Source organism: Pseudoalteromonas sp. 2CM32C (assembly GCF_023161925.1).
Classification (GTDB): Bacteria; Pseudomonadota; Gammaproteobacteria; order Enterobacterales; family Alteromonadaceae; genus Pseudoalteromonas; species Pseudoalteromonas marina.
On record NZ_JALNTI010000002.1, the window covers coordinates 30,629 to 52,833 of the forward strand.

General features: G+C 39.7%; 23 protein-coding genes. 9 read left to right on the forward strand and 14 right to left on the reverse strand.

Going from position 1 to position 22,205, the window contains the following annotated elements:
- Positions 1-43: 43 nt before the first annotated feature.
- A complete protein-coding gene (locus MTF67_RS04055; protein ID WP_138739527.1) occupies positions 44-631 on the reverse strand; it encodes a TetR/AcrR family transcriptional regulator in 588 nt (195 codons plus the stop codon).
- A gap of 111 nt (positions 632-742) precedes the next feature.
- Between MTF67_RS04055 and MTF67_RS04060 the strand changes: the two genes are divergently transcribed.
- The gene (locus MTF67_RS04060; RefSeq protein ID WP_006794430.1) at positions 743-1,285 is read left to right on the forward strand and encodes a carboxymuconolactone decarboxylase family protein; all 543 of its coding nucleotides are present in this window, start codon (positions 743-745) and stop codon (positions 1,283-1,285) included.
- Between the two features lie 63 nt (positions 1,286-1,348).
- Here the strand turns inward: MTF67_RS04060 and MTF67_RS04065 are convergent, their stop codons facing one another.
- A complete protein-coding gene (locus MTF67_RS04065; protein ID WP_248518766.1) occupies positions 1,349-1,879 on the reverse strand; it encodes a hypothetical protein in 531 nt (176 codons plus the stop codon).
- Positions 1,880-1,931: 52 nt separating this feature from the next.
- Between MTF67_RS04065 and MTF67_RS04070 the strand changes: the two genes are divergently transcribed.
- On the forward strand, positions 1,932-2,318 hold the full coding sequence (locus MTF67_RS04070; protein WP_248518767.1) for a DUF1294 domain-containing protein: 387 nt from the start codon (positions 1,932-1,934) through the stop codon (positions 2,316-2,318).
- Between the two features lie 56 nt (positions 2,319-2,374).
- Here the strand turns inward: MTF67_RS04070 and MTF67_RS04075 are convergent, their stop codons facing one another.
- The 3 genes from MTF67_RS04075 to soxR all read right to left on the reverse strand — a co-directional run bounded on the left by MTF67_RS04075 (position 2,375) and on the right by soxR (position 4,672).
- Positions 2,375-3,460, reverse strand: a complete 1,086-nt coding sequence (locus tag MTF67_RS04075; RefSeq protein WP_248518768.1) for a rhomboid family intramembrane serine protease — start codon at positions 3,458-3,460, stop codon at positions 2,375-2,377.
- Complete coding sequence (locus tag MTF67_RS04080; protein ID WP_248518769.1) at positions 3,450-4,091, reverse strand: hypothetical protein; 642 nt, start codon at positions 4,089-4,091, stop codon at positions 3,450-3,452. The genes MTF67_RS04075 and MTF67_RS04080 overlap by 11 nt, the downstream gene beginning before the upstream one ends.
- A 119-nt stretch (positions 4,092-4,210) precedes the next feature.
- Positions 4,211-4,672, reverse strand: a complete 462-nt coding sequence (gene soxR, locus MTF67_RS04085) for a redox-sensitive transcriptional activator SoxR (protein WP_039037508.1) — start codon at positions 4,670-4,672, stop codon at positions 4,211-4,213.
- A gap of 78 nt (positions 4,673-4,750) precedes the next feature.
- Between soxR and MTF67_RS04090 the strand changes: the two genes are divergently transcribed.
- The 5 genes from MTF67_RS04090 (at position 4,751) to MTF67_RS04110 (ending at position 8,693) form a co-directional block, all read left to right on the forward strand.
- On the forward strand, positions 4,751-5,224 hold the full coding sequence (locus MTF67_RS04090) for an NAD(P)H-dependent oxidoreductase (RefSeq protein ID WP_039037509.1): 474 nt from the start codon (positions 4,751-4,753) through the stop codon (positions 5,222-5,224).
- Positions 5,225-5,290: 66 nt separating this feature from the next.
- Positions 5,291-5,800: a DsrE family protein gene (locus MTF67_RS04095; RefSeq protein ID WP_058429931.1), complete on the forward strand. Its 510-nt coding sequence runs from the start codon at positions 5,291-5,293 to the stop codon at positions 5,798-5,800.
- A complete protein-coding gene (locus tag MTF67_RS04100) occupies positions 5,800-6,420 on the forward strand; it encodes an SGNH/GDSL hydrolase family protein (protein WP_248518770.1) in 621 nt (206 codons plus the stop codon). Before MTF67_RS04095 ends, MTF67_RS04100 begins: the two co-directional genes overlap by 1 nt.
- Positions 6,421-6,550: 130 nt before the next feature.
- Positions 6,551-8,107 (forward strand): EAL domain-containing protein, encoded by a 1,557-nt coding sequence (locus MTF67_RS04105; RefSeq protein WP_248518771.1) that lies wholly within the window; start codon positions 6,551-6,553, stop codon positions 8,105-8,107.
- Between the two features lie 67 nt (positions 8,108-8,174).
- A complete protein-coding gene (locus tag MTF67_RS04110; RefSeq protein WP_006792596.1) occupies positions 8,175-8,693 on the forward strand; it encodes a hypothetical protein in 519 nt (172 codons plus the stop codon).
- A gap of 35 nt (positions 8,694-8,728) precedes the next feature.
- On the opposite strand, the gene puuE is transcribed toward MTF67_RS04110, so the two are convergent.
- Genes puuE through xdhA form a run of 8 tightly spaced genes read right to left on the reverse strand, consistent with a single transcriptional unit; the run spans position 8,729 to position 17,791 of the window.
- Entirely contained in the window at positions 8,729-9,655 is a 927-nt protein-coding gene (gene puuE / locus MTF67_RS04115; protein WP_248518772.1) for an allantoinase PuuE, read from the reverse strand.
- A 1-nt stretch (position 9,656) separates the two neighbouring features.
- Positions 9,657-10,868 (reverse strand): urate hydroxylase PuuD, encoded by a 1,212-nt coding sequence (locus tag MTF67_RS04120; RefSeq protein WP_248518773.1) that lies wholly within the window; start codon positions 10,866-10,868, stop codon positions 9,657-9,659.
- 3 nt (positions 10,869-10,871) lie between these two features.
- Entirely contained in the window at positions 10,872-12,236 is a 1,365-nt protein-coding gene (gene guaD / locus MTF67_RS04125; protein ID WP_248518774.1) for a guanine deaminase, read from the reverse strand.
- A gap of 2 nt (positions 12,237-12,238) precedes the next feature.
- Positions 12,239-12,589, reverse strand: a complete 351-nt coding sequence (gene uraH, locus MTF67_RS04130) for a hydroxyisourate hydrolase (RefSeq protein ID WP_248518775.1) — start codon at positions 12,587-12,589, stop codon at positions 12,239-12,241.
- Positions 12,586-13,086: a 2-oxo-4-hydroxy-4-carboxy-5-ureidoimidazoline decarboxylase gene (gene uraD, locus MTF67_RS04135; protein ID WP_248518776.1), complete on the reverse strand. Its 501-nt coding sequence runs from the start codon at positions 13,084-13,086 to the stop codon at positions 12,586-12,588. Before uraD ends, uraH begins: the two co-directional genes overlap by 4 nt.
- A complete protein-coding gene (xdhC, locus tag MTF67_RS04140; RefSeq protein WP_248518777.1) occupies positions 13,083-13,973 on the reverse strand; it encodes a xanthine dehydrogenase accessory protein XdhC in 891 nt (296 codons plus the stop codon). Before xdhC ends, uraD begins: the two co-directional genes overlap by 4 nt.
- Positions 13,966-16,305: a xanthine dehydrogenase molybdopterin binding subunit gene (gene xdhB, locus MTF67_RS04145; RefSeq protein WP_248518778.1), complete on the reverse strand. Its 2,340-nt coding sequence runs from the start codon at positions 16,303-16,305 to the stop codon at positions 13,966-13,968. Before xdhB ends, xdhC begins: the two co-directional genes overlap by 8 nt.
- Positions 16,292-17,791, reverse strand: coding sequence for a xanthine dehydrogenase small subunit (xdhA, locus tag MTF67_RS04150; protein ID WP_248518779.1), 1,500 nt, complete (start codon positions 17,789-17,791; stop codon positions 16,292-16,294). The genes xdhB and xdhA overlap by 14 nt, the downstream gene beginning before the upstream one ends.
- Positions 17,792-18,264: 473 nt before the next feature.
- Here xdhA and MTF67_RS04155 point away from each other — a divergent pair, with 473 nt between their 5' ends.
- Both MTF67_RS04155 and MTF67_RS04160 read left to right on the forward strand, forming a co-directional pair.
- Entirely contained in the window at positions 18,265-19,104 is an 840-nt protein-coding gene (locus MTF67_RS04155) for a DUF417 family protein (protein WP_248518780.1), read from the forward strand.
- Positions 19,105-19,119: 15 nt separating this feature from the next.
- The gene (locus MTF67_RS04160) at positions 19,120-19,365 is read left to right on the forward strand and encodes a Rho-binding antiterminator (RefSeq protein WP_248518781.1); all 246 of its coding nucleotides are present in this window, start codon (positions 19,120-19,122) and stop codon (positions 19,363-19,365) included.
- Positions 19,366-19,706: 341 nt separating this feature from the next.
- Here the strand turns inward: MTF67_RS04160 and MTF67_RS04165 are convergent, their stop codons facing one another.
- Positions 19,707-20,780, reverse strand: coding sequence for a hypothetical protein (locus tag MTF67_RS04165; RefSeq protein WP_248518782.1), 1,074 nt, complete (start codon positions 20,778-20,780; stop codon positions 19,707-19,709).
- Positions 20,781-22,205 lie beyond the last annotated feature (1,425 nt).

Consider the following 22,205-nt stretch of genomic DNA (forward strand, 5'->3'; position numbering starts at 1 on the left):
GTAATTATATTACCGCCGTTTTTCATTAATTGAGTTGTTTAGTTTAGAGCGTTTTCATAATTTTAAACATTTGATCGATCATAGGTTGTGCAAGCTCTTCAACACCCGGGCGGTTAAAATAGCCGCGTAGCCCTGTAAATTGCACTTTAAAAAAGCGAGCATAGTCTTTTGGGCTAACCTCACCTTTTAGCTCTTCACGCGCAATGGCTTGTGCAAATAAATCGCTTAAATAATCTTCAAACTTGTCTGATAAATCAAGGCTTAATGAATACAAACAGCTGTCTTCATCGGCAAACTCACAATTTGCTTTTACTAGCATACAAATAGCGCTCGGGGCATTTTTTTTATCTTTAATGATGACGTTTTCAACAAACGTTTGTAAACCACCAATAATAGTAGGCGAAGCCAATAAACACGTTTTTATTTGATCTTCTATTTGCATGGTGTAATTTTTTAAAGACTCAATATACAACCCTTCCTTTGAGCCAAACGCAGAATAGATACTACCTGGGCGCATATTAATTGCGTCCTGTAGATCGCGGGTCGAAGTGGCATTAAATCCCTTTTCCCAAAATAGCTGACTGGCAAGGCGGACAACAGTCTCGCGCTCAAATTTAACTTTGTTGACCATGCTGTTTCTCAATTAATTTGAACATTTGCTCAATTTTAACTTGAGCAGTCGCTCAAAATCAAATAGTATGTGCTTCAACGTTACTTAAACAACTTATTTTTGGAGCTAACAATGGCAGAATTTACTTTATATACAGCAGAAAATGCACCTGAAGAGTCAAAACCTTTATTAGCCGATTCAGTTGCTGCATTTGGCATGTTACCTAATTTACACGCAGTAATGGCTGAAGCACCAACGCTATTAAAAGGTTACCAAGTACTTCACGAATTATTTCAAAATACTTCATTTAACGCAGAAGAGTTAACAGTGGTATGGCAATCAATTAACGTTGAACATGACTGTCATTACTGTGTACCAGCACACAGTGCCATTGCAGCGTCAATGAAAGTTGACCAAGGTATTGTTGATGCTTTAGTGAATAAAACACCGCTTGCAGATGCAAAACTCGAAACATTACGTGAAACAACATTGGCTATGACGCGTGAACGTGGCGTAATTAGTGACGAGCAAATAGAAAAGTTTTTTGCAGCGGGTTACGGTCAACAGCAACTACTAGAGATTATTGTAGGTTTATCGCAAAAGGTAATGAGCAACTACACTAACCACCTAGCAAATACGCCAGTGGACGAACCATTTAAAAAATTCGCAAAATAATCGCGTTATAATTAACAAAAAAGGCAGCGAAAGCTGCCTTTTTTGTGCCGTAAGCACCGGGAGCTATTTGAATTTTACGGCTTGATTGCTACGCGTATAAATGCGTGACTCTGGTTTGGTCCATTCACCTTTTTTTAAATAGGAGGTAGACACAACCAATTTCCCATCTTTTAAATCGCTGGTCGACTTCACTTTAGTAATGCCTTCTTTACTACCTGTAACCTCTTCGTAAGCAACAAACTGCGTAGGGCTGAGTACTTTTATAGTGCCTTTTGTATAAAAACCGGCTGTTGTAAAATAATAAAAAACCAATGAGTCTTTTTTGCTATCGTAAAAAATCATCGACTCGCCACCATATTCACCCTCATTAATAGAGTGTTTTGTTCTTATTGCCTTACCATTAAGCGCACGCTCCCATAAGCCTACGTCTTGAACTGGTTTAGTGCCTGGTGCAACATCAAAATTAGCTTGCCACGAGCCTAAATAAGGCTGAAATACACTAAGGTGTTTATCAAGTTTAAGTGGTTGTTCTTTTGCGTGAGTTGTAAAAGCTAAAAAGCACAAAGTAAAAAATAGCACTTTAAAATATGTCATAATTATTCTCTTATTATTTGAATTGATACAGACCAGTATAGGCGATAATTACTTGATAAAGAAAATCTTAATAATTCTATCCTTACTTTTTATATCCATAGTATGGTTTGTACATTTTCAGTGGGGCGTAACTATTTTGGCGCCTACTTATATAACTGCTATTAGTGCCATAACATTTATTATGTATGCGTGGGATAAACACAAAGCTAAGCAGTCGGTAAATAAAAAAGTGACTCGTACGAGCGAGCGAACTCTTCATTTATTAGCACTATGTGGGGGCTGGCCAGGGGCGTTAATTGCTCAGCAATTGTTGCGTCATAAATCACAAAAAAAGCGTTTTATAACGGTACTTTGGGTGTGCATTTTATTAAATGTAGTTTTATATTTTTTTGCTTTAGAGTTTTTTGGGTATTTGGAAATAGCTAAGGTAAGCCTTTAAAAACCGACCCCACTGAAAAACAACTAAATCAGTGGGGCGATGGTTGAATAACAACATTAGCGTTTTAACTGTGCTTCGCTTTGGTTAAGTAATCTAATAATAGGGTTTTGTTCTAATATTTTATTTTTTAAAAAGTAGCCAATCAATAACCCGGCAACAAAGCCCCCAATATGTGCGCCATAATCAATGCCATCAGGGCCGCTTAACGCACCAGATATATTTATAATCAACCAAATTGCAAAAAACCAAGCAGCTGACAGTTTTTTCTGGTAAATAATAATCATAAAAGTGAGGCTGGCATGCCTAAACCACATTAAGTACATTCCAAATAAGCCCGCAATTGCACCACTTGCACCTACGCTAGGGATTGCTGATGTTGGGCTAACAAGGTAACTAGAGAGAGAAGCTATTAGCCCACACACTAAATACCAGATTAAAAAGCGCTTGTGCCCTAAAACATCTTCTAAGTTGTCACCTACCACATATAAAAAATACATATTCCCTAGCAAATGCATTATTGAGCCATGCAAAAACATACAAGTGAGTAGTGTCCATACTTTATTGCCTTCACTTATATCTGACGGTGTCATGGCAAAAAACTCAATGGCGAAGCCAAATGCTTCACTATTGAAAAAGTATAAAGCAAAAATTAATGTGTTGAGTGCTACTAAACTGAAAGTGACCCATGCTTTTCGCTGAGGTTTTATATTATATTCAACAGGCATTTGAGTTAAAAATTGAAAAAAATACGTTTTCCAGCTTGTTCCTTGATTTAGCTCGCTTAGGGTAGCTTTTAATTCTGGACTTTTTTCAACGGTATCAAGCTCATCTTTATCAATCCAGGTACCATCACAATGCCTACAAATATCAATTTCGGTGTGAAAATCTTCTAGAAGATGAAAACGTTCCAAGCTTTTATTGCAATCAGGACAGTCAAGTTCTGAAATACCTAATGAATCACCAAAGCTGGTTTCAAATTTCTCACCGACAGGACCATCGTTGATTTCGTCAATCATGCGATTAACTTCATTTTTTTCAAACCAAAGGCCGCCACATTCGCGGCAGATGTCTATTTCTTCACCTTGGTAATTTGTAGCTTCTAAAGCGTGTGTTTTACAATGTGGGCAGTGTTTAGTTGGCATTTTTTAGCTCCTTTAGCGATCCAACAGAAATATCATTTTGTTTTAATTCCATTTTTAACTGTTCCGCATTTTGTTTTAATGCGGGTAAAGTTTCATCTTTTATTAAATGAGTAATTTTTTTTAGTTCAATTGCGGCTTGTTTAGCTGACATTTTCCTTGATATTGCTGCATTGATTACAAAGTCTGCTCTAGAATAAAACCGACGAATTTTAGTTAAAAACTCACTGGGTGTTTCAAGTGTAGTACGTGAAAACTGCATTGTTTTCCATATGTACTTCTCTAAAGTAGGTTTAAAAAATTCCATTTCAGATTTTGGTGGGCTTTTTGCTAAGCGCTCTGCATATTCCGCAACGGCATTTACGTTATCGTTAACTTCATCAAATAAAGAAGTACGTAGATAATAGTTATCTTCTATTTTACTAAAAGAATCAAATTTTAAAGCTTGTTCTAAACCACTTTGAGCGGCTAAATACACGCCAAATATGGTAGAGATAACCATAAAAAGTTGATTTAACCAAAAGCCTGTGCTTTTGAGCTCTTTGTTATCAACTGTTTTAAGTGCTTGAGCTAGTTTTTGAGTGGCCGCAGGGTTTTTGGGCTCACTTTGAGATGACGGAGTTGTGGGGTTCACTGCAAAATCCTTTTTTTACTTCCTTTGAAGCGAAATATATTAATGAATGAATATTTAATAATCAATGATTTATTAAATATTCATGTCACTAGTTTTTTTCACTAATCACATTGCTTGATTTAACCACTTTTTAACAACACCGCCCCACTTTGCTCACTCCCTAAATGATCGTCTTTATTATAAATAGGGCAGCTTTTAAGTGATAAACACCCACAGCCAATACATCCATCTACGCGGTCGCGTATGCGTTGCATATACGCTATACGTTCATCTAATTGAGCTTGCCAGCGTTTTGAAAGCGCAGACCAATCGTTTTTAGTGGGCGTGCGGTTATCGGGGAGTGAGGCAAGTGTTTGTTTTATGTCGTCTAGCGAAATGCCCATGGCTTGTGCTGCTTTTATAACGGCCACTCGGCGAAGTACGTCGGGTTTGTAGCGGCGTTGATTGCCGCTGTTTCGCCAGCTTTTTATTAAATGTTTAGTTTCGTAAAAGTGTAATGTAGACACTTTTACACCACTTCTCTTTGCTACGTAACCTACTGTTAAAGTGGCGTCGATCAGCTTTTTTTGCTCAGCAGACATTAATTTTATTCCATGTATTGACCTCAATATAACTTGAGGTTTTAAGCTCCCCTCAACATTAAAAAAGGAGCTGGAAAAATGCAACAAAAACTTAGTCGTAATACCGTTATTATTTATTCATCGGCACGAAAAAATGGTAACACAGCCGCACATGTTAAAAGTTTTGCTGAGCAAAATGAGCTGCATGTTGTGTGTTTAGATGAATTTAAAATACCGCCTTACAGTTACAGTAAAAAATACACTGATGATGAATTTTTCTCGCTTTTTGAATCACTTTTAAATTACGACCATTGGGTATTTGCTTCGCCAGTGTATTGGTATAGCACCACAACACAAATGAAAACATTCATAGACAGAATTACCGATTACATGGATGACGAACATTTAAAACCAAAGTTGCGTTTGCTGCGTAGTAAAGATTTTTCGTTGTTGTCTAATGCGTCGTCGAGTGAGGCGCCAGATGCTTTTGTTGCGATGTTTAAAAACACATTTAGTTATTTAGGCATGCGTTTTTTAACGCATCACCATAAAAGTTCGCACACTTTATCGTGAATAACTGCCTTTTATACAAAGCATCTGGTACTTTATTTATACACTAAAAAAGCCAAAGGATTGTTTATGAAATATTTACTATTACTTTTGTTGTTAAGCCCATTATCTTTCGCTAATGAGCAACCTATTAACGGTTTTGGTTATTACTATAAAGTACCAGAGCATGCAGCGATTAATGATTCGACTCAATTTAAAATAGCGTTTGATGTGGCCGATGGCGCTAAAAAAGGCGAGCAAAATAATGCGATGAACTCACTTGCCCGCTTTATAAATATGCATGTTGCACATGGCATTAAACCAGAGAACATTAAGTTAGCATTAGTTGTACATGGTGGTGCAAGTGTAGATGTGCTATCGAACGATGAATATAAAAAACGCTTTAACGTTGATAATAAAAACGCGAGCTTAATAAAACAATTATTGACAAATAACACGCAGGTATTTGTGTGCGGGCAGTCGGCTACTCACTTTAAAGTAACGCCTAAACAGCTTATACAAGGCGTTACCATGTCTTTATCTGCTATGACCGCGCATGCTCAACTTCAGCAGCAAGGTTACACTTTGAATCCATTTTAATGAAAAAATCTATTTTATGTTTTGGTGACTCAAATACGTGGGGGTTAAACCCCGCAACGGGAAAGCGTTTTGAGGAAAAAGTAAGGTGGCCGTCGGTATTAGCAGAAAGGCTAGGTGACCAATTTGCTATTATAGAAGCAGGGCAGCCTAATCGAACGCTTGTGAATAATCCACCATTTAATGGGGACTTATCGGGGGTAAGTTATTTAAAACCATTTTTAGAAGCGCACTCTTTGACTGCTATAGTGATAGCCCTTGGTACTAACGATTTAAAAAAGCGCTTTAAATTAACGCCTGAGCAAATAGGGAATGGCTTAGCAAATTTAATAGACGGTATTGAAGGGTTTTACGATGGGAATAAACAACCCAAGCTCATAATATTGAGCCCACCCTATGTTAGTTGTGTAGGGCAATATAAACATGTTTACGAGGGCGCACCGAGTAAAAACCTAGCTTTGAGTAAAGAGTTTGAAAATGTAGCGTGTATTAAAAATGCCAACTTTTATGATTTACAAAAAATCGTTTCTGTTTCACCCATTGATGGGGTACATATAGAAGCCAATAGCCATGCTAAAATAGCGGGTTTAGTGTGTAATTTAATAAATGAAGTTGATGCTTAATTAACGCTAACGCTTAAATTATAAGTACGCTATTTACTATGAATATTGTGAGCTTATTTGCATTTAAGGCTGATTATGCAATGATGGAGAACACACTGATAGTGAATGCTTTATAGGCAATAAGGACATAATGAAAAAATACCAACAAAAGTCATTAATTGCAGTTTTAACCGGTGTTTTGGTTTTTGTGTTAGGTAGCCTCGTTTTACTGTATTTTGCGGGGCAAAAATTAGCGGCTGCAATACATAAAGATGCAAAGCAAATTGTTAACCACATAGACGCAGCTGTAAGCGAGCGACGCCAAATTCTTTTTCCTTTAAATGCATTAAACTTCTCTGAGTGTAGCAACGAAAACCTGCTTGAAATGCGACGTGCACTTTTTGATGCCAAGTATGTTGTAGATATCGGCTTTTTTAAAAATAATCAGCTTGTTTGTACCACAGGTTCGGGTGTACTAAAAAACCCAATAAACGATAGAACCCCCGACTATATTCGTAACAATCTTGAAAGTAAAAACGACAATAACATCAGAGTTCGGTTTGAGCCAAACTTAAGAATTTTACTTTTTGAAGAGCGAATAATGCAGGTCGTGATTGTAAGGCAGGGTAACTATAATTTAATTATGGATACTGCAGCCATTAGTCGCAGTAATATTGCAGCACCGTACTGGGAAATAACGTATAAAACGGGTTCTGAGTCATTTCATTTGGCAGGTAAAAGCGGCTTGAGTAAAGAGCTTGTAAGCCACAAACAAATACCATTTGAAACCGCACTTATGTGCAGCAATAAAAATAAAGGATATTGCGTTGCGGTTAGAACACCATGGAGTGAGTTTTTCGCTGACAATCAATTTTTGCTGATCATTTCTCTTATTTTAACCTGCCTAACGGGTGTGTCGAGCGCGCTAATAGTGGATTATCAAATTGCCGCTCGTCGTTCTACTAATAATAGAGTGCGTAAAGGCTTAGCAAAGGGCTCATTTTATTGGACTTACCAACCTATTATTTGTTTGCACACAGGTAAAGTAATTGGTTGTGAGGTGCTAGCTCGCTTTAAAGACAAATACGGGCCACTATACCCCGATGAGTTTATTCCGGTGATACGAAAAAATAATTTAACGTGGTCGTTTACTCAAGCAATGGTAGCAAAAGTGCTTAAAGAGCTTACAGAGTTGGACGATTTACCAACGGGTTTTAAGGTGTCTATTAATATATTTCCTTGCGATGTAGAGCTTGGAAATGTATCGCTGTTGACACAAGAACCTGCACTTATTAATTCACGCTTTATTATTTGCCTAGAAATAACCGAAGACGAGTACCTCGATACTAGCATTGCACATGCTCACTTTAGAACGCTGGTTGATTCTGGATTTAATTTGTCGCTGGATGATTTTGGTACTGGCTATTCTAATTTAAGAAATTTACAAAATTTAAGTTTCCACCAGTTAAAAATAGACCGAACTTTTGTACAAGATATAGCCACGCAAGGTTTAAAGGCGTCTATGATCCCTAACATAATGGAGTTAGTGCGTAAGTTTAATTACACCTGTGTAGCTGAAGGAATAGAAACAACTGAGCAAGAAGCTATGTTAAAAAGCGCGGGTGTACATTATGGGCAAGGTTGGAAATACGGCCGGCCAATGAAGGTCGATAAATTTAAACGGTATATAGCACAGCAAACGCTTTAAAAAAGATCGACGATCTTTTTTAAAGCGTATAAGCAGTTAAATTTATTATAAAAACAGGCTAATTAGAATGATTAGATCAATATTTACAATGCTTTTGTTACTCTTAATAACTGGCTGCGCATCGCAATACCCTAATCAGCAAGTTGTCGGAAAGCAATTTCCAACGATTACTGGCGAAAGCTTAGAGAAGAAAGAATTTGTTATTCCGAGTGATTTTAACACTGAAAAAACCTTGTTGCTTATAGGCTATAAACAAGATAGCCAGTTTGATATTGATCGCTGGTTAATCGGTTTAGATATGGCAGGTGTAACACTCCCTACCTATGAGTTACCTACCATTGCCGGCATGGCACCGCGAATGTTTAGCACGTTTATTGATAATGGTATGCGCAAAGGGATTCCTAAAGAGTTATGGGGTGGTGTTATTACTATTTATAAAGACGGTGAAGCGGTGCAAAAGTTTACTGGTAACCAAAGTCCTAACAATTCGCGCGTTATTCTTATAGATAGCACAGGGAAAATATTATATTTTTACGACCGTGGTTTCTCTGTTGATGCGCTCAATAAATTAAAGGCAAAAATATAATATGAGGCCGGTAATTTTATAGCCGGCCATGGATTTTATTTGTATGGATGGGTTTTAAGCCAATGCTCCGCAATTTGCTCGCGCGTGGCAAACCAAACTTGTTCATGAGAGCGGGCATATTCTAAAAACCGTGCGAGGGCTTTAATGCGCCCAGGGCGGCCAATTAAGCGGCAATGCAGCCCTATCGACATCATTTTTGGGGCATTTTCACCTTGTGGGTCGCCTTCATCATAAAGCGTATCAAAGGCATCTTTTAAATAATTATAAAACTGATCTCCGGCATTAAAGCCTTGCACAGCAGCAAAGCGCATGTCGTTTACATCAAGTGTGTAGGGCACTATTAACTGTGGTTTACCTTCTTTAATGCTGTAAAAGGGTAAGTCGTCGCTGTAGTCATCGGCATCATATAAAAACGAGCCATTTTCTACCACTAGGGCAGCAGTATTTGGGCTTGTGCGTCCGGTGTACCAGCCTTTAGGCTTTTTACCGGTAAGTGCTTGAATGATCTCAATGGCTTTTTGCATGTGCTCGCGCTCGGTTTGTTTATCAATGTTTTGATAATTAATCCAGCGCAGACCATGGCTTGCAATTTCGTGTCCTGCCTCAACAAACGCTTTAGCTACATCGGGATGGCGCTCAAGGGCCATCGCCACTGCAAAAATGGTGACCGGTATATCGTATTTTTTAAAGAGTTTAAGTAAGCGCCACACGCCTGCGCGCGAGCCATATTCGTAAATAGACTCCATGCTTATGTGGCGGTCTTCTACATGCGGAGCACTGACTATTTCAGACAAGAATGTTTCGGCCGCTGCATCACCGTGTAATACACAGTTTTCGCCGCCTTCTTCGTAATTTAATACCACTTGTACGGCTATGCGGGCTTTATTGGGCCAATTGGCATGGGGCACCTGTGAGCCATAACCAATTAAATCGCGCGGGTAGTGTTTAAATTGCTCGCTCATGTTATTGCTCCTTTTTAAGCGCTGTGAGCCAAGAGCCTAGCGTTTCGCGCTCTGCATCAGTCATTTTGGTCATATTTGCCAATGGCATGTCTTTGGTTATAACTGCGCGGGTATGAATAAGCGTGCTGGCTTTTTTTACATCATTAATAGAGTCGAGCTTAAAGCCAAGCGGCGCTGTTTGAAAAAGCTCAGATGTAGGTGTTTCACTGTGGCACTGTGTACAGTGCTTGCTGATTATATCCCACACTTGAGTGTCGGTAATGCTCGCTTGTAAAGGTGCGTTTTCGTCTGCATTTGTTGGGCTGGTAGGCCATGGAGCGATAGTAAGCATTAAGGCAAAAAAGGCGGCAATACCACTTATAAGTACCGAGGGTTTATTAACGCCTTGGTGCTTTAAGTTAAAGTAATGGCGTATCCACATGCCAATGCCAAATAGCGCAATTAATATAAGCCAGCCAAAGCTGTGGCTGTAGGTATATGGAAAGTGGTTGCTCAGCATAATAAATACCACAGGTAACGTGGCGTAGTTATTATGAATAGAGCACAGCTTTGCTTTTAAACCCGGTGCTGAATCAGGAATGCGGCCAGCTTCTACTTCGCTTACCATGTAGCGTTGCCCTGGCATAATAATGTGGTACACATTGCCAACCATACACGTACCAATAAGCGCACCTACATGAATATAAACCGCGCGGTCACTAAATAGCTGATCGACCCCGTAAGTCCAAAGGGCCAATATGCCAATAACCACAGCAATAAACGCTTTACCGTTTTCAACGAGCGGGGTTTTGCACAATAATCGATAAACACCATACCCTAAGCCAATAAAGCCAAGCGATGCGCCAATAGCGGCAAATTTACTTAGCTCACTTTTACTGTTATCGATTAGGTAAACATCGGCGCCAACATAATAAAGTAGGCTAAATAATAAAATACCGGTGATCCACGTTGTGTAGGCTTCCCACTTAAACCAGTGCAGGGTGTGTGGCATTTGTTCAGGGCCATTTTGATACTTAGCCACTTCGTAAAAGCCACCGCCGTGCACGGCCCATAAATCGCCTTTTATACCTTTGTCTTGTTTCCACTGGGGTGGTGTTTGTAAGTTGTTATCAAGCCATGCAAAATAAAACGATGCCCCAATCCAGGCTATGCCCGCAATTACATGAAAATAACGCAATACTAAGTGAGCAAGCTCAAATAAATAATTTTCCATTGGCTAAGCCTCTTCTAATTGCGGTGTCTGGGTGGCTGTAAATTGTTTTTTATCATCGCGCTTATACACGCTTTTACCCATTATGTAGGTTTGTTCAATGCAGCGGTCATCGCCTAGCATCATCATGGCAAAGAGTTGCTCGTGCAGGGTTTTTGCATGGCCAATTCTGAATTTTAAAAACGAGGTGGCGGCGTAATCCATTACAATAAAGTCAGCCTCGCAACCTATTGCAAAATTACCTATGGTGCCCTCTAAATCAAGGGCTCGCGCACCGCCAAGAGTTGCTAAGTATAGGCCCTTAAAAGCTGAGAATTTTTGACCTTGAAGCTGCTGAATTTTGTACGCTTCGTTACCTGTTTGCAGCATAGAAAAACTTGTTCCTGCGCCTACATCAGTTCCCATGCCTACGTTAATACCGTGCTCTTCACAGGCTTTTAAGTTTAATAAGCCTGAGCCTAAAAATAAGTTAGAGGTAGGGCAGTGCGAAATAGCCGCGTTGTTATCTGCAAGGCAGCAAAGCTCGCGCTCAGATAAGTGGATACTATGAGCAAATACCGAACGTTTACGCACCATTTTAGCTTGCTCGTAAACACTTAAGTAGTCATCGGCCTCTGGGAATAACCCTTTTACCCATTCACACTCGTCTTTGTTTTCAGATAAGTGCGTATGCAGGTACGTGTCGGGGTATTCTTCTAATAGCTGAGTACATTTTTGTAGTTGCTCAGGGGTAGATGTAGGTGCAAAACGAGGGGTTACCGCATAGCTCAACCTATCAACATTGTGCCATTTTTTTATGAGTGCTTTTGATTGTTCGTAACTGGTTTGTGCGCAATCTGATAAATCGTCAGGGCAATTACGGTCCATCATTACCTTACCGGCAATCATGCGTAAATTACGTTTTTGAGATTCGTTAAAAAACGCATCAACCGATTGTGGGTGAACCGTACCAAACACTAGCGCGGTGGTGGTGCCGTTACGCAATAACTCATCTAAAAAGCGGTTTGAAACCTCACTTGAGTACACTTCACTGGCAAACTTTTTTTCGGTTGGGAAGGCGTATTCGGTAAGCCAGCTTAAAAGCTGCTCGCCATACGCGCCGACCATTTCGGTTTGTGGTAAATGTATGTGCGTGTCTATCATGCCGGGCATAACCAATTTGCCATCGTGGCGAATAATAGTGGCTGATTTATCTAAGCTTGGCAGTATGTCTTGCTCGTAACCAAGGTTAACCACTTTACCGTTTTGAATAACTAATGCGCCTTTTTCAAAATAGCGGTGGGCGTTGTCGCCTACTATGGCGGGGTCGTCAACAAAATCGAGTATGTTGGCACAAATTACGGTTAGTTTATTATTGTTTTGCGTGCTCATTATTAGCTACCTCTGTACGTTGAGTAGCCAAATGGGCTAAGCAATAACGGAATATGATGGTGTTTTTGATCTTGTAATCTAAAGGTTATTTGCGCTTCTGGGTAAAACGCAGGTGTTTCTTGGTTTTCATAGTAACTATCTAAATCAAATACTAGCTTATAGGTGGCAAATTCTACGTCTGTATTTAGCCAGTCGGTAATTCGCCCGTCGCTGTTTGTTTTACCTTGAGCAATTAATTGCCACTCGTTATTAGTGTGAACAAACAATTTTACTGTGACATTTTCAGCCGGCTTGCCTGTACTGGTATCGAGAATATGGGTAGTGATAGGGCTTTTATTCATACTTTTATTCATATCAGGGACTCCAATCTTATTTTTGTTATTTTGGCTTGTTCGCCCGCGGCAATTGTTAGCTCTTTTTCGCGGGTGTTGTGTACGCGCTGCTCTATTAGCTCAAGCATTTGCTCAGCACTTTTACCGCTGGCACACACAATAAAAATAAAGCCAAATTTACTGAGGTACTGTTTATTTAGCTCAATCATTTTTTTTAGGGTTTGCTCGTTTGCTTTGCTCATACCCGATTGTTCATGCCCCGCTTTTTTTGCGGTAGCGGCGTACTTTTTACTTAATGTCGATAAATCGCCTATTTGCGGGTGGCCTTCAAAAGCGGCCAAATAATCGCTCTCACTTAGGCTATCCCATACGTTTTGCGCACTGTGAAAGAGGTGATCTTTATTTTTAAATGGCATGATATTTAGCATACCGAGTACCCAGTTAGGAGCGGCGCAGCAGTGCTCTAATGCTTGATGCGCTTGCGCTGCATTTAGGTCGTTAATTTTTAAGCTACTCATGCGCTTTCTTCCTCGTGCGTGGTGCTAATTAATGCATTTTTAAGTACGCGCCATTGCAGGCCTTGGCGTTTGGGCACATGGGTTTGCATAGCCTGATAAAGGCCAATTAACTGCCCGCTAATCGAAATGGCTACTTCCATAGGGAGCTTGCCCGTTACATTTTCAAGCCCAACAGGGCAGGTCATTTGGTTTATTTGCTCGGTGGTAAAATTGCGATGAGCTAAGCGTTGTTTAAAGCGTTTTGCTTTGGTATCTGAGCCAATTACACCCAGCCAATTGGCATCAGCGCGTTTAATAATGGCTTGTGTGAGTGCAAAATCGAGCTGGTGGTTATGGGTTAATATTAAGTAATTATTAGTTTTAGGGGCGCGTTTTACTTGCTCCGTTGGCTCTTCATCAACCACTTTTATTACGTTATTAGGAATAACCTGCGGGAATACATCGGCGCGGCTATCTATCCATCGTATGCGCATAGGCAGCTGTGCCAATATACCAATAAGCGCCTGTGCTACATGGCCTGCGCCGTATATGTCGAGGGTAAAGCGCTCGCATTGCATGCACTCAAGCATAACGGTGGCAGCTCCGCCGCAGCACTGGCCTAAATTTGCGCCTAGGTTAAATTGCTCTATCACTTGGGCTGCCTCGCCTTTAGCAAGTAGCTCGCGGGCTTTTTCTATTACTACGTATTCAAGGTGACCACCGCCAAGGGTGTCGTAAATATGCTCGCCGCTTATTACCATTTTAGAGCCTGTACCACGAGGGGTTGAGCCATTGGTGCCAAGCACCGTCGCAATAACATAGTTAGTGCCGCTCTGCTCATGCTCGTTTATAGCTTGCGCCCAATTTTGCGTATGAAAACCCTGAAACGACTCATTTAAATTAGCCATGTTGCTGCTCCTTAAACCAGCTAGCGGTTTGCTCAATTGCGTTAAGTACACGCTCTGGTGTGGCAGGTGTATCAAGTGGGGCGGTGTATTTGTAATCGGCCACACTGCTTATGGCGTTACGAATAGCGCTCCACACACTGAAGGCCAACATAAACGGCGGCTCGCCAACTGCTTTTGATCTAAAAACGGTGGTTTCTGGGTTGGCAGAGTTATATAAATTGACGTTAAATTCGGCTGGGGTATCGCCAATAGCCGGGATTTTATAGTTAGCAGGGCCAAAGCTGGCAAGCTGGCCTTTATCGTTCCATTGTAAGTCTTCGGTGGTAAGCCAGCCCATACCTTGCACAAAAGCCCCTTCAATTTGGCCTATATCAAGTGCAGGGTTAATTGAGCTGCCCACATCGTGCAGTATATCTACGCGGGTTACGGTGTTTTCGCCTGTTAGCGTATCTACTTCTACTTCACTCAGTGCTACGCCATGCGCGTAGTAAAAAAACGGTCGGCCTTCGCCTTTCGCTCTATCGTAATGAATTTTAGGCGTGGCGTAATAACCGGTTGATGAAAGCGATATACGGTTCATATAAGCAAGGTTTGCAAGTTCGCTAAAGCTAATTTCGCCTTTGCTAAAGGTAATGAGGTTATCTTTAAATACAATACTTTGGCTGTCTGCTTCAAAGTGCTCGCTTATAAAGTTTATTAAGCGTTCTTTTATGGTGTTTACCGCGTTTAGCGCCGCCATGCCGTTTAGGTCAGTCCCACTTGATGCGGCGGTTGGCGAGGTGTTTGGTACTTTGTCGGTACGAGTAGCGCTTATGCTTACTGCGTCAAAATCAACGCCAAAGCCATGCGCTACAATTTGCGCTATTTTTGTATTAAGCCCTTGGCCCATTTCGGTGCCGCCATGGTTTAAATGTATCGAGCCATCGCTATAAACATGCACGAGTGCACCCGCCTGGTTTAAGTGCTGTACGGTAAACGATATACCGTATTTAACCGGCGTCATCGCAAGGCCTTTTTTGATAATGGGCGATGATGCATTAAAGGTTTTAATTGCCTTTTTTCGCGCCCAGTAATCACCCGACTCCTCAAGCTGGCTTATCATATCTTTTAAAATATGTTGCTCTACGGTTTGATGGTACGGCGTGGTGTCGCGGCCTTTTTTGTATAAATTAAGTTTTCGGATCTCAAGCGGATCTTTACCCAATTTAGCGGCTATATCGTCCATTATTAGTTCGCCCATGATCATGCCTTGCGGGCCACCAAATCCTCTGAATGCGGTGTGGCTTACAGTATTAACTTTACAGCGATTCCCTTTAATTGTGGCGGCTGGGTAGTAATAAGCGTTATCGGCATGAAACATGGCGCGGTCTACAATGGCATCGGATAAGTCAGGCGAATAACCACAAAACCCATTTACGGTTACATCAGCGCCTTCAATTAGGCCATTTTGGTCAAACCCTACATGATATTGATTATAAAATGGGTGGCGTTTACCGGTAAGTTTAAAGTCGTCGCTGCGGGCTAGGCGCATTTTAACGGCGCAGCCAAGGTGATAAACCGCAAGCGCTGCAAGGCAAGCCCACGGTGCACCTTGGGTTTCTTTACCGCCAAAGGCTCCGCCCATACGGCGGGTTTCTACGTTTACAAAGCTAAATGGCTTTTTTAAAATTTTGGCAACTAAGTGCTGCACCTCGGTTGGGTGCTGCGTAGAACATTGAACATGAATCCCGCCATCGTTGTCGGGCTGAGCGAGTGCTATTTGCCCCTCAAGGTAAAAGTGTTCTTGCCCGCCTATGTGTATTTCACCTTTAAGTTGGTGGGCTGCATTATTTATGGCTTGTTCGCTATTTCCGCGGTTAAGTGAATGTGGCGGCCTTACCCAATGCCCTTTTTTTATCGCTTCTTTAATATCAAGTATGGGGGTGGTTTGCTCGCATTCTATAACCACTAAGCGAGCAGCGCGGCGCGCAGTGGCGTAGCTGTCGGCAACGACTACTAGCACCGGTTGTCCGTGGTATTGAATTTCGTGATTGGTTAATAGCACATCTCCAGGAAATACTGGGCCAATATCAAGCTTACCGGGTACATCATCAGCCGATAAAATACGTTTAACGCCTGCCACTTCAAGCGCTTTACTTGTATAGATTGATTTAATAAAGCCGCTGGTAATAGGCGCAAGTACAGGGTAGGCGTGTAAGCAGCCATGAGGCTCTGGGTTATCGTCGGCGTAGTTTGCATTGCCACATACTTGTTTTATTGCACTTTCGTGGTACTTAGATTGGCCAACGCTTCCGCCTTGGGCTTTTAGTTTATCCATTTCAAAGTGACGCATGTGAGATCCTCGTAATGGCAATGTTGTTATTATTTTTACTGCTTGGCTGTGCACCACAAAACTCAATACCAATACGCTGTAGCAAGTTTTTGCTTACCGTAGTGCGGTAATGTGCGCTGCTGCGTACATCGCTCATGGGAGCAAAGTCATCATTTATAGCACTAGCGGCATCTATAAACGTGCTTACCTGTAAGGGCTGAGCATTAAGCTTTTGCTCTATGTGCGCGGCGCGTTTGGGTATTGCTGCCATACCGCCCATGGCGCAGCGGGCATTGCTAATTACGCCTTGCGTTTGCTCTATAGCCAGTACTAAACACACAGTAGATATGTCATCTTCAAAGCGTTTTGAAACTTTATGACACGCAAGCTTTAACGACTCTGGGCGTTTAGGTACGGTAATTTTGCTAATGACTTCATCGCTTTTAATGACTGTTTTTTTGTAATCTACAAAGTAGTCGGCCACGTTTATGGTACGTGTGCCTGCTGCGCTTAATAAATCTAAGGTGGCATTAAGTGCAATTAATAATGGGGCTGGATCGCCAATTGGAGAGGCGTTTCCTATGCTGCCGCCTAAGGTGCCACTGTTACGTACTTGATTAGAGCCTAGGCGTTCAAACAGCTCTTTAGACTCAGGGTAGTAAGTGTAAAACGCTTCAACAAATTGGCTGTAAGGTAGTGCTGCACCAATATGTAGCTCACCGTTGTTATCGCTTAATGTGCACAGCTCACTGGTTTGGCTAAGGGATATTATTACATCGGGCAATAGCATGTTTTGGCTAAGCTCAATGGCAAAGTCGGTGCCACCAGCAACCAAGTGTGCATGCGGGTAACGCGCTTTAAGCTCAACAAGTTGCGCTGCACTTTGCGGTAAATAAAACGTACGAGGGCCATTTTTTAAGCAAGGAATATCATCACCTATATTTAGTGATGCCTTAAATTGTGCCGCCATGGCTGAGTAAGGCTCATTTTTACGCTCATAGCTGTAGGTTTTTTCAACTGCGAGTAAAATAGGGCTGTAGCCAGTACAACGGCATAAGTTACCACCTAAAGCATGAATAGCGGCTTTTTTACCTGGGTAACTCGGGTTATTAATATAAAGCGCCAGCATACTCATTATTATGCCAGGGGTACAAAAACCACATTGCGAACCATGGCACTCTACTAATGCGCGCTGTACTGGGTGTAAGTCATCAAGGGTTGGGTAAAGCCCCGTTGTTACAGCCTCTACGGTTACTATGTGTTTTGCGTGTGCATTGCCCAATAAAAGCAGGCAGCTGTTCATGGTTTGGTAGTGCCAAACTGGGTTACCGTTTGCATTTGTTTTTTCTTCGCCGACTAAAATTGTGCACGCGCCACAATCGCCTGTAGCACACCCTTCTTTAGTGCCCACTTTCCCTTTTTTGGTGCGTAGCCAGTCCAAAATGGTGAGACTTGGCGAGCATTCTTGTTCTTCAATTGGCGTGTCATTTAATAGAAACTGAATCACACAGACCCCCTTAGCTTTTTAACACCCTGTTTTTAATAAGGTTTGTTGTTTGCTTTTTCGTATTGTTATTGCGCAAGTAAGAAAAAAGCAGTTTTATTATGATTAATACTTTGCAGTTAGCATGCCATATCTGACCGATCGGTTAGCTTCTTATGTCTCAGTGAGTTTAATAAGCATTAAAAGCAAGGTTGTGGGTTGTTTATTTTCTTTTATATCAGTAATTTACTTTATTTTTGTTCTTTGTTATATAAGGTGGTTAAATTTATTTGTTAGCTTTTAGGTAGGGTTTTAATAGTTTTTACGCATAAACCTGACCAAAAGGATATGTTTATTTTTGTGAGCTTTTTGCTTTTGAAAAGTGCGTTTACATAACTTTTTAAGTTAAAGATGTGTGAATATTTGATTGGCTAGGTTGAATGCTTTTTATAAATAACAAGGTCTTTATTAGGCATGACAAATTTAATGAGCACACAATGAACCTAACACACACAAATAACGCACTCACCTTCATAATTACACTCAGCTTTGCATTACTTGGTGTATCGTTTGCTTTAGGTGCAAACCCAAATACACTTACAGCGACCTTTAGCTTTTATGAACTTGATACCTTACTCAGTGTAAATACGTTAGGTTTGCTCACAGGCACCGCTATGATTGCATTGGCACTCGCCACTTTCGCTGCACATTTTAAATTACTAAAGCCTTTGCCAGTAGCGGTTTTAGCGTTAGTTGTTAGCATAGTGCCTTTACTTACCTTATTTGCCAGTAACCGCTGGATGGCACAGTTAGGCGGCTTTCCAATTATTGGCAGTGGGCAAGGCATAATTAAATACTTTGCTGTTATCCCTTTGTATTTATTTTTGTTTTATAAAAATAAGCTCACCGACAAACAACACGTACTTTTAAACTTTATACCGGTTGCTATGGTTTTACTGTGGATTGGCGGCATGAAATTTTATGAGTTTGAAGCTAAAGCCATTGTGGGATTAGTGGAAACCTCACCGTTTATGTCTTGGTTATACACGGTATTTAGCGTACAAGGCGCGTCAAATGTAATTGGTGGGTTTGATTTATTATTTGCAGTGTTACTCGGTGCGGGCATTTTAATTAACAATAAAAAGCTCATTATAGTGAGTGGTTTAGCATGTTTAAGTGTTTTTTTAATGACCCAAACATTTTTAATTACCGCCACCGGCGCATTGAGTTCAGGCGCGTTATTAGATCGACTAGGCCAATTTGTAATTAAAGATTTATGGTATGTAGGCAACTTAATTGTTATTGCTACTTTAATGCTACTTAAGCCAGCTAAATAATGTAAAGAGAACCTTATGATCAGTTGCAACCATTACGATTACATCGAAATTGCTTGTATGCACCATTTAAGTATTGAGCTTATTTTAAAAAATGGCGATGTTGTGTGTGGTGTAGCCGCTGATATAAAACGCAATGCACTCAAACAAGAGTGCATTGCCATTAACGTAAATGGCGAGCTAAAGCTTATTGTGCTCACTACAATTAGTCTACCCAAAGCGCGTGAGAAAAACCCATACTTTTACCACGTGAACTTTATTTGAATGAAAAGTAGGATGTTTTTGTTTAAGCTAAGCGAATAATGCTTAGCTGTTTTCCTTTACTTTGAAATCTGTTTTTACACATGATAATACCTTAATTTGTCCTCGCTAAATCTTTAATTTAAAAGATAATGCTACGTTTGATATTTTTACAGCAGTAGTTGCTACTGCAACTAAAGAGCAAACTATTGCATGAATAATAGATGGCGTTTAATGAACGCATGATTCAAAGGGCTGAAGAGCTTTTCATAAATTGTACTACTCTTCTCCAAATAAAATGATACTGTGAGCATAAAAAAGCCAAGCTTAAATACTTGACTCTACTATGGCTAATTCGGAATTTACTATAAATCAAACGAGCAGGAACTGACTTCTTTCTTCTTGACCCAGGTTAATTCATCTATTATTTTATATTCAAAGTTATACTCACCTAATTTAGTTTTACTCATTGCTTTTAATGGCATGCCACCAAAGAAGAACCCAGAACTATGATAGAGAACTTCACCTTTCCATAAGACTTTTAAATTATCACCTGATTTTGCTTCAATAAAGCCCATTCTATTTTTTTTGTAACTACAAATTGGGTCACCATTTGAAGCCGTTTTTAAGAGGGACTCTTGAAGACCCCACAAACGCTTTTTGAGATTATTGATTTCTTTAAGTTGTGCTTTTTGGGCATTCAAAAATTTATTTTTAGCATTTTCGTTTTTGATTCTTTCCAATCTCAAAGCTTCTTTACGAGCAATTTCTAATTCTTTTTGTTTCATTATTAAAGCATTATGTTTTATAACTTTTTCGTTTTCTATATTAACTCGTACTAAATAGTCTTGAATTGGTGCATCAGAAAATTCTTTTAGTACTGCGGGGAACTCTGAAAAGGTATACCTTGATTTCAAAGTATCTTGAAAACTTTTAGCCCAGAGTTTAACTTGTTCTTTATTTAGTTTAATAAGCATAGACTCAATTTTAGATAATTCGAAATATATACTTTTAAAATTTTCTTCATAATTATCAAATGCTTCTTCAATATCGTATAATGATACATATGAAAATTTGCTGGTTGTAATGTTACACTTAGTAGCCTCTTCTAAGGTAGTAATATCAATAGGTTTTGTAGTTGTACATTTCGTGTAAAGCATTCCCCATAGTTTTAGGTTTAACATATCTTTATATCCATGAATATTATTACCAGAAACTCGAATATCTCCAAAAGCTTTATCAAAGAGCATATTTGGTGAGTATGCAAATCGTCTAAAGTTAATTTTTATACCAGAAGCTTTTAATACTGGTAGACCATTATGGTAAGATGCCAGTTTATTCTCTATATGATTAAGTTCTTGAGCAGTATTTTCTGGTGAGGATGCACAGCCTGTTAATGCGATAGCTATAAATAATGTAGTTATTCTTTTTTTGTTCACTATATAACCTTTATGTTTATGATTTTAATATTGTTATTATTTAATTTTAATTGAATGTGGGGAATTTGAAAAGATGAAACATTAACAACACTGAGCTTTACAGCTGTAGTAATCTATTAAAGTTCGTATTTAAATCTCGCTGCCAATAAATAATTAACTAGACACCCATCTTGAATTTTTCTTTTTTTAAATTACGTTTCAGTTATTAAAGAAAACAAGCAGAGTGCTTTATGATTATTGCTAGAAAGCGTGAAGAAAGTTTGGGTAATACAAAATACTATTACTTTACTTCATGGTGATTTCGTCGAGCATTTTTATGTGCCCAAGACTAGTTTTACTGATCGATCTTATGAGCATCGACGAGTGCGGGTTGAAAATAAGCTGCTTCAATTAGCGAATGTAAATTAAGATGATTCTGGTTTGGGTGTAAAACAAAGGACAAAAAACAGCAGGCTGCGTTTCTTTTGCACCAGTTTTAGCCTTCTATTTTGTGCCGTTTACCGTAAGTGTTAGCATTCAAATCTACAGCCTAATTATGTTGCTAAAGGATTATCGTGAAATACTCTAGGGTTTTACTCTTTTCAGTCGGCTTGTATCTATTACTAGTTGCTTTATCAACAATAGTGACGTCGATTGTTGGCTTTGATGAGATCATTCAAAGTACATCATACACTTTTTCCCATTACGCCATCGAGTCTGTAACCTCTTTTATCGTTTATTGTTACCTAGGGTATACGCAAACAGTGAACCCCTATAAACAAGCTGGTTTAGTCGCGACTGTTTATTGGTTTATTAACTTATGTGTCGGTGCTTTGCTATATATATTGTTAGAAATACCAATTGAGCCTTTAGTGTATTTCATTTCAGCTTTGCTGCATGTTCTTGCTGTTTTATTAGGGACTCTACTTAGTATTAAATTACGTTATAAAATAAAGTTGGATGTGAACGCAACTTGACAAATAGCAAAGGAGAGCAAGCGCAGCTGTTCTTTGTCATGTTAACTATGCTTTATATTGATGTATCAAAAATAGGTGATTTTGACTTTAAATTCTCTTTAAGTGTCAAATGGCATGATACATATTAAATTTGGTATTTTACTTTTTCTCTTATTATTTGCTACAGCTATAGCCCTTGGTTTTACTATATCAATCTGTATTTTGGGCTGTCCGCAAACGGCCATTTATTATTTAATGCAATCAAGTTTCTACCTTTTATTTGTAATAACACTTTATGTTACTTAACGTTGGATTAAAAACACCAAAAACGGTAGTGGCTCATAATTACTATTGGTAATTGCAAAAGAGAAATAATTGACGTAAATACGCCGTTTAAACATCAGTAATATTACAATTGAATATAAAAAGCAGGTATTTACTATTACTGCTTTAGCTTTAGCTGTAACTCATCTTGGAGATATGCGAGTAA

Excerpts from the sequence above, each read along its gene's own strand:
- MTF67_RS04100 (WP_248518770.1), top strand. The coding sequence starts at position 5,800 with ATGAAAAAATCTATTTTATGTTTTGGTGACTCAAATACGTGGGGGTTA.
- puuE (WP_248518772.1), bottom strand. The coding sequence starts at position 9,655 with ATGAGCGAGCAATTTAAACACTACCCGCGCGATTTAATTGGTTATGGC.
- MTF67_RS04155 (WP_248518780.1), top strand. The coding sequence starts at position 18,265 with ATGAACCTAACACACACAAATAACGCACTCACCTTCATAATTACACTC.
- MTF67_RS04105 (WP_248518771.1), top strand. The coding sequence starts at position 6,551 with ATGAAAAAATACCAACAAAAGTCATTAATTGCAGTTTTAACCGGTGTT.
- MTF67_RS04060 (WP_006794430.1), top strand. The coding sequence starts at position 743 with ATGGCAGAATTTACTTTATATACAGCAGAAAATGCACCTGAAGAGTCA.
- MTF67_RS04055 (WP_138739527.1), bottom strand. The coding sequence starts at position 631 with ATGGTCAACAAAGTTAAATTTGAGCGCGAGACTGTTGTCCGCCTTGCC.
- xdhC (WP_248518777.1), bottom strand. The coding sequence starts at position 13,973 with ATGGCTAATTTAAATGAGTCGTTTCAGGGTTTTCATACGCAAAATTGG.
- guaD (WP_248518774.1), bottom strand. The coding sequence starts at position 12,236 with ATGAGCACGCAAAACAATAATAAACTAACCGTAATTTGTGCCAACATA.
- xdhB (WP_248518778.1), bottom strand. The coding sequence starts at position 16,305 with ATGCGTCACTTTGAAATGGATAAACTAAAAGCCCAAGGCGGAAGCGTT.
- MTF67_RS04090 (WP_039037509.1), top strand. The coding sequence starts at position 4,751 with ATGCAACAAAAACTTAGTCGTAATACCGTTATTATTTATTCATCGGCA.
- uraH (WP_248518775.1), bottom strand. The coding sequence starts at position 12,589 with ATGAATAAAAGTATGAATAAAAGCCCTATCACTACCCATATTCTCGAT.
- MTF67_RS04120 (WP_248518773.1), bottom strand. The coding sequence starts at position 10,868 with ATGGAAAATTATTTATTTGAGCTTGCTCACTTAGTATTGCGTTATTTT.
- uraD (WP_248518776.1), bottom strand. The coding sequence starts at position 13,086 with ATGAGTAGCTTAAAAATTAACGACCTAAATGCAGCGCAAGCGCATCAA.
- MTF67_RS04160 (WP_248518781.1), top strand. The coding sequence starts at position 19,120 with ATGATCAGTTGCAACCATTACGATTACATCGAAATTGCTTGTATGCAC.
- soxR (WP_039037508.1), bottom strand. The coding sequence starts at position 4,672 with ATGTCTGCTGAGCAAAAAAAGCTGATCGACGCCACTTTAACAGTAGGT.
- MTF67_RS04075 (WP_248518768.1), bottom strand. The coding sequence starts at position 3,460 with ATGCCAACTAAACACTGCCCACATTGTAAAACACACGCTTTAGAAGCT.
- MTF67_RS04110 (WP_006792596.1), top strand. The coding sequence starts at position 8,175 with ATGATTAGATCAATATTTACAATGCTTTTGTTACTCTTAATAACTGGC.
- MTF67_RS04065 (WP_248518766.1), bottom strand. The coding sequence starts at position 1,879 with ATGACATATTTTAAAGTGCTATTTTTTACTTTGTGCTTTTTAGCTTTT.
- MTF67_RS04095 (WP_058429931.1), top strand. The coding sequence starts at position 5,291 with ATGAAATATTTACTATTACTTTTGTTGTTAAGCCCATTATCTTTCGCT.